This is a genomic window from Roseateles sp. P5_B10 (genome assembly GCF_056400485.1).
Map to the genome: position 1 here is coordinate 1 of NZ_JBFULE010000270.1, position 6,411 is coordinate 6,411.

Annotated in this window: 6 protein-coding genes; 2 read left to right on the top strand and 4 right to left on the bottom strand. The window is 69.3% G+C overall.

The annotated features are described in order from the left end of the window. Nucleotides 1-104: 104 nt before the first annotated feature. Nucleotides 105-842: a helix-turn-helix domain-containing protein gene (locus AC1DU6_RS16535; protein ID WP_477858379.1), complete on the top strand. Its 738-nt coding sequence runs from the start codon at nucleotides 105-107 to the stop codon at nucleotides 840-842. A 60-nt stretch (nucleotides 843-902) separates the two neighbouring features. Here the strand turns inward: AC1DU6_RS16535 and AC1DU6_RS16540 are convergent, their stop codons facing one another. The 4 genes from AC1DU6_RS16540 to AC1DU6_RS16555 all read right to left on the bottom strand — a co-directional run bounded on the left by AC1DU6_RS16540 (nucleotide 903) and on the right by AC1DU6_RS16555 (nucleotide 4,814). Next, nucleotides 903-1,247: a BON domain-containing protein gene (locus tag AC1DU6_RS16540; RefSeq protein WP_056197769.1), complete on the bottom strand. Its 345-nt coding sequence runs from the start codon at nucleotides 1,245-1,247 to the stop codon at nucleotides 903-905. 199 nt (nucleotides 1,248-1,446) lie between these two features. After that, nucleotides 1,447-2,853: a sigma 54-interacting transcriptional regulator gene (locus AC1DU6_RS16545; protein WP_477858381.1), complete on the bottom strand. Its 1,407-nt coding sequence runs from the start codon at nucleotides 2,851-2,853 to the stop codon at nucleotides 1,447-1,449. Between the two features lie 10 nt (nucleotides 2,854-2,863). Further along, nucleotides 2,864-3,325, bottom strand: a complete 462-nt coding sequence (locus AC1DU6_RS16550) for a hypothetical protein (RefSeq protein WP_457324944.1) — start codon at nucleotides 3,323-3,325, stop codon at nucleotides 2,864-2,866. Further along, complete coding sequence (locus AC1DU6_RS16555) at nucleotides 3,309-4,814, bottom strand: sensor histidine kinase (RefSeq protein ID WP_477858383.1); 1,506 nt, start codon at nucleotides 4,812-4,814, stop codon at nucleotides 3,309-3,311. Before AC1DU6_RS16555 ends, AC1DU6_RS16550 begins: the two co-directional genes overlap by 17 nt. A gap of 141 nt (nucleotides 4,815-4,955) precedes the next feature. On the opposite strand from AC1DU6_RS16555, the gene AC1DU6_RS16560 reads away from it, so the two are divergent. After that, nucleotides 4,956-6,293, top strand: a complete 1,338-nt coding sequence (locus tag AC1DU6_RS16560; RefSeq protein ID WP_477858385.1) for an NAD(P)/FAD-dependent oxidoreductase — start codon at nucleotides 4,956-4,958, stop codon at nucleotides 6,291-6,293. The last annotated feature ends 118 nt before the right edge of the window (nucleotides 6,294-6,411 follow it).

A 6,411-nucleotide genomic window follows, 5' to 3' on the forward strand; every position in this document is an offset into this window, starting at 1 on the left:
CTTTCGGTCACAGCAGCCATGCGGCAACTGTGCCGATACCGCGGCTCGCCGGCCTTGATCCAGGTCAAGCGCGCAGTGCCGGCCCGGTCCAAGAATGCCAACCCATGAGTCTCCCCTGCCCCACCGCCGCGCTCGAGCCGCTCAAGGTCGCCTGCGCCAGCTGCAATCTGCGCGAACTCTGCCTGCCTGTGGGCTTGCAGGCTGCCGACCTGACCCGCCTGGATGGCCTCGTCGCCATGCGACGCAGCGTGCCGCGCGGCGGGTATCTGTTTCGCAACGGCGAGAGCTTTGAAGCGTTGTACGCCGTGCGCACCGGCTTCTTCAAGACCCGCGTCGGCAGCGAGGATGGCCGCGACCAGGTCACCGGCTTCCAGATGGCCGGTGAGCTGCTCGGCCTGGACGGCATCAGCAGCGACCGTCACCACTGCGACGCCGTCGCGCTGGAGGACTCGTCCGTCTGCGTCATCCACTATTCCCAGCTGGAGGAGCTGTCACGCGAATTCAGCGTGCTGCAGCACTCCTTTCACAAGATCATGAGCCGGGAGATCGTGCGCGACCACGGCGTCATGCTGCTGCTCGGCAATATGCGGGCCGAGGAGCGCCTGGCGGCCTTCCTGCTGAACCTGACCCAGCGCCTGCAGGCACGCGGCTTCTCGGCATCCAGCCTCGTGCTGCGCATGACGCGCGAAGAGATCGGCAGCTACCTCGGCCTGAAACTGGAAACCGTCAGCCGCACCTTCTCCAAATTCCAGGAGGACGGGCTGCTGGAGGTCAGGCAGCGCCAGCTGCGCATCCTCGACCAGGCCGGGCTTCAGGTCTTGGTGAACAACAGCCGCTGCTGAAGCCAGACGAAAAAAGGCCCTGCGGGGGCGCGCAGGGCCTCGAGATCAAGGAAACGGCGGTCAGCCGACCTTGATCTCGTTGCGCACTTCCTTCACGCCGGGCACGGCCTGAACCAGCTTGATGGCCTTCTGGGCCAGGTCGGCGCTGGGTGCCGCGCCCTTGAGCACGACCACGCCAGCAGCGCTGCTGCTCACGGTCAGCGGCAGGGCTGCCAGATCCTTGTCCTGCTGCAATACGGCCTGGGCCTGGCTGGCAATCGTCGTGTCGCCGGCGGTTTGCGCCTGAGCAACCTGTTCGGCCGGGGCCGGCGTCGCCGGTGCTTGGTCAGCGGCAAAGGTCGCAGTGGCACTACCAGCCATCAAGGCGGCAGACAGCAGTCGGGCGAAGGTGGATGTTTGTCGCATGCAGATCTCCTGAGGATGCGTGAATCGAAAGCGATACCGGGGGGCACCACGAACAGGTTCAGCGCAAGGCCCGTGCCAGTTTCAAATTTCGTCAGCAGATCAACGACTTAGGCCAAAACCCGGCGCGACAGGGCCCGTCTGCGGCCATCAGCACCGGCGCTTTTGTCGCCGGGCGGCGACGCCGCATGGCGATGCCGGCCTAAGTGCTTGATTCATCTGACGGTTTTCTGTCGCCCGAATCCGACGCGGCAGCTAGGGGGTCAGCGCGAAAGAGCTGCGGATCCAGCCCGTGCTTCTGCATCAGGCGATAAAACTCGGTGCGGTTGCGGTCGGCCAGGCGTGCGGCCTCGGCCACATGGCCCGAGGTCAATTTCAGCAACTGATTGAGGTAGTCGCGCTCGAAACGCTGCTTGGCGTGCTGGTAGCTCAGCACCTCCAACGACGGCGTCTGCAGCGCGCGCTGCACCTGGGTCAGCGACACCAGCGGCGCCATGGCCAGCACGCAGACCTGTTCGACGACGTTGTAGAGCTGGCGCGCATTACCCGGCCAGGGCGCAGTCACCAACGCCTCCAGCGCATCCGGCGCAAAACCCTTGACCGGCCGGCGGTGCCGCTCGGCCAATGTCTGCAGGAAGTGCTGGGCCAGCAGCGCGATGTCCTCGCGCCGCTCCGACAGCGGGGGCAGGCGCAGTTGCACGACATTGAGCCGGTAATAGAGGTCGGGGCGGAACTGGCCCTCGGCCATGGCGAGCTCCAGGTCGCGGTGGGTGGCCGACAGCACACGCACATCCACCGCTACCGCCTCGTTGCTGCCTACCGGCCGCACGACGCGTTCCTGCAGCACGCGCAACAACTTCACCTGCAGGGCCAGCGGCATGTCGCCGATCTCGTCCAGAAAGACCGTGCCGCCCTGCGCCGCGGGGATCAGCCCCTGGCGCTGTGCCTGCGCGCCGGTGAASGCGCCCTTCACRTGGCCGAACAGCTCGGATTCCAGCAGKGCCTCGGGGATSGCGGYGCAGTTCACCGCGATGAAGGGCTTCGCTGCGCGCGGGCTGGCGCGGTGGATGGCGCGCGCCAGCAGCTCCTTGCCGGTGCCGCTGTCGCCCGAGATCAGCACGCTCGCGTCGGTCGCCGCCACCAGCCGCGCCTCGGACAGCACCTCGGCCATGCGCGGGCTGCGGCTGATGATCTCGCTGCGCCACGCAGCATCGCCGTCCAGCGGCGCCGGCCCCGTCACGTTCACCCGCAGCGCCTGGTTGATCTTGTCCAGCAGCCCCTTGCCGTCGAAGGGCTTGGTCAGATAGGCATGGGCGCCCCGCGTCGTGGCGTCGACCGCATCGGGGATGTTGCCGTGGGCGGTCAGCAGGATGACCGGCAGCGACGGGTGCCGGGCGCGCACCTCGTCGAACAGGGCCAGGCCGTCCAGCCCCGGCAGGCGCACATCGGTGATGACGAGAGACGGCAGCCGCACGGCGAGGTGGGCGAGCGCAGCTTCGGCGCTGGCCACGGCCTGCACAGCGTGGCCGGCAGCGGTCAGCCGCATCGTCATCAGGCGCAGCAGGTCGGCGTCGTCGTCGACGAGGAGGATGGTGGCTTGCGTGGTCATTGCTGCCCCTTTATCGCGGAGCACCGGGCTTGCCCGGCAGGGTCTGCTCGATGGCCTTGAGGGCCTCGAGCTTCTCGTTGAGCTGCTCGTTGCGGCGCTGGCTCTCGCGCAGTTGCTGGCTGAGCTTGTCGATGTTGTCCTGCAGCCGCCGCTGCTCGGCCAGGCGGGTGGCCATCAGCGCGGCCAGCGGCTTGATCGGTTCGGCCGACGCGTCGGTCGCATTGGCGATCAGGTCGAGCTGCGCCGCAGCCTGGGCTTGGTCTGCGCTGCTGCGCCCCTGGTTCAGGGCCAGCGCCTTGCGCAGATCCTCGGCATAGCCGACCAGCGCCTTCAGATCGTCGACCTGCGGCGGTGGCGCGGGCAGCTCCGGGCAGACAGGCGCAGGGGGCGGCGGAGCCGGCACGGGCGCTGGCGGGGCCGTCTGGCAGGCGGCCAGCAGCAGCAATGAGCCAATCTCAAGCAGTCTTCGCATGGGGTATCTCAATCCGGAAATGGGCACCGCCTTCGCTGGCCAGCAGCCGGCAGCAGCCGCCGTGGGCCTGCACGATCTCGCGCACGATGGACAAGCCGATGCCACTGCCGCGGCGCGCACCGGGCGCCTGGTTGCGGCCTTGGTAGAAGGGGTCGAAGATGCGCTCGGCATCCTCGGCTGCCACGCCGGGACCGGCGTCGATGCAGTCGATGCAAAACTTGCGGTCGTCCTGCTCCAGGGTCAGCACGATGACGCCCCCGGGCGGGCTGAAGCGCAGCGCGTTGGCCAGCAGATTGGCCAGCACGATGGCCAGCTTGGCGTCGTCGACAAGGGCGTTGCAGGCTGCGGCGTCGATGCGTACCTGCAGGCCCCGGGTCTGCCAGAGCAGGCGCTGTTCATCCACCACACGCGCCAGCAACGCCTTGAGGTCGGTCGCGCGGCGCTGCAGTTGCTGAGAGTTGGAGGYCAGCGTCTGGTAGCGCAGCAGGTCCTCGATCTGGCCTTGCAGGGCGGCACTGTTGTCGCCGAGGATGCGCACGATCTCGGTCTGATCCGGCGTCAGCGGGCCGGCAACGCCCTCGCGCAGCAGGGCCGCGCCTTCGCGGATGGAGGCCATCGGCGTTTTCAGCTCATGCGAGATGTGGCGCACGAAGCGCGTCTTGTCCGACTCCAGCGTGGCCAGGCGCTGGCGCAGCCACTCCAGCTGGCGCCCGAGCCGGCGCAGGTCGGCCGGGCCGCGCACCTCCACAGGCTCGTCGAAGCGGTTGTCGCCCAACCGGCCGATGGCCGCCTCGACATGGGCCAGCGGCCGCAGCAGCCAGTGTCCAAAACCCAGCGCCAGCAGCACGGCCAGCGCGATGGCGCCCAGCACCAGGGCGCTGATGAGGCGGCGCTGCTGCTCCAGTTCGGCCAGCACCGCGTCACTGCGGCGGTCCACGGCGCGCTGGCTCTGCTCGGTCAGGGTCTCGTTGAGGCCGTGCAGGCGCGCGAATACCGGTGTCAGCCGCCGCAGTGCCGTGGAGCGAGTGCGGGTCGGGCCTGGGTTCTGCAGCACCTCCCAGGCCGCTTCGGCCTGCCTGCCCCAGTCGGCGAACAGCTGCTTCGATGCCGGCTCGGTCAGCGTGCCGGCCAATGTCGCCTGCGTGGCCTTGGCGTCTGCCCAGGCGGCCTGGAAGCGTTCGCGCAGGCTGGCGTCGTCGAGCACCAGGAACTGCCGCGCACTGCGCTCCATGGCCACGGTGCGTTCGGACAGCCGCTGCACCTGGGCGCTCAGACTGGCGGCGTCCTGCGCGGCTTCGCGGCTCTGCAGGGCGACATGCTCGAGTGCGAACATGGCCTGGGCCGCCGCGCCGCCCAGCAGCGCCGTGATCAGCAAAWAGGCGGCCAGCAGGCACTGGTGGAAGGACAGCCCGCGCAGGCCACCGCCGCGCGGGCGTTGCCAGGTCGGTTCGGGTGCGGAGGAGGCAGCGGCCAGCGTGGCGGAGGACATCTTGGGCGCCGCATCCTAGGTGCGCAAACGGCACGTGATCGGACCTTGCCGGCTGGCTTTGCATCACGATGCAACCAGCCTGCCGCCATTTGAAAAACAGTCATGCTGCGGCGCAACAAACCGAGCGTAGGATGGCTGTCCATGCGTCCTCAAGTCCTGATCATTGGCTGCGGCTTCGGCGGCCTGGAGGCGGCGCGCGCGCTGCGCACCACCGACGTCGACATCACCCTCGTCGACAAGACCAACCATCACCTCTTCCAGCCCCTGCTCTACCAGGTGGCCACGGCGGGCCTGTCGGCGCCGTCGATTGCGGCGCCCATCCGCCACCTCTTCCGCGGCCAGCGCAATGTGACGACGCTGATGGGCGAGATCGTAGCCATCGACGCCACCGCGCGAACCGCCACGCTGAAGGATGGCGCCACGCTGCGCTGGGACCACCTCATCGTCGCCGCTGGCGCCACGCACAGCTATTTCGGCCGCGATGACTGGGCCGAGCACGCGCCGGGGCTGAAGACGCTGAGCGACGCCTTCGAGATTCGCCGCCGCGTGCTGCTGGCCTTCGAGGCTGCCGAACGTGAAGCAAATGGCGAGGACGATCCCGCCCAGCGCGCCGCCCTGCTGCAGTTCGTCGTTGTCGGCGGCGGGCCGACCGGGGTCGAACTGGCCGGCACCTTCGCCGAGATCGCCCGCCACACCCTGCCCGGTGAATTCCGCCGCATCGACCCACGACAGGCGCGCGTGCTGCTGGTGGAGGGCAGCCCGCGTGTGCTGCAGGCCATGCCCGAGAGCTTGAGCGAACGCGCCCGCGAGCAACTGGGCGCGCTCGGCGTGGACGTGCGCCTGAACGCCCGTGTGACCGGTATCGACGCCGAGGGGCTGGACATCACGACGCCAACCGGCCCGGAGCGCCTGCACAGCCGCTGCGTCGTCTGGGCCGCCGGCGTGGCGGCCTCGCCCCTGGGCCGTGMGCTGGCCGATGCAACCGGCTGCACGCTGGACCGCGCCGGCCGTGTGGTCGTCGAGCCCGACCTGAGCGTGAAGGGCCRGGCCAACATCCAGGTCATCGGCGACCTCGCCGCCGCGCAGAGCCACGCACCCGGCCAGCCTCCGAAGCCCGTGCCCGGCGTGTCACCCGGCGCCAAGCAGATGGGCCGGCACGCCGCCGCCAACATCCAGCGCCGGCTGCGCGGCGAGGCGACGCAGGCCTTTCGCTACCGCGACTACGGCAACCTCGCCACCATCGGCCGCCACAGCGCCGTCGTCGACCTGGGCACGCCGGCCGGGTCGCTGCGCTTCTCGGGCCTGCCCGCCTGGCTGTTCTGGCTGTTCGCCCACGTCTATTTCCTGATCGGCTTCCGCAACCGCTTCGTCGTGCTGGTGGACTGGGCCTGGGCCTACTGGACGCATGACCGCAACGCACGCGTGGTGGCAGGCGCCGGGCTCAGCGAGGCCAGCCCGGCGCGTGACGCCCAGGCTTGACCTCGTCGCCGGRCAGGCTGATGAGCAGCAGCGCCAGGCTGGCGCCAAAGGCGATGACGGCCCAGAAGATCAGGAAGCTGAGGGTGTAGACGGCCTGGGTCGACAACTGCACGGGCGC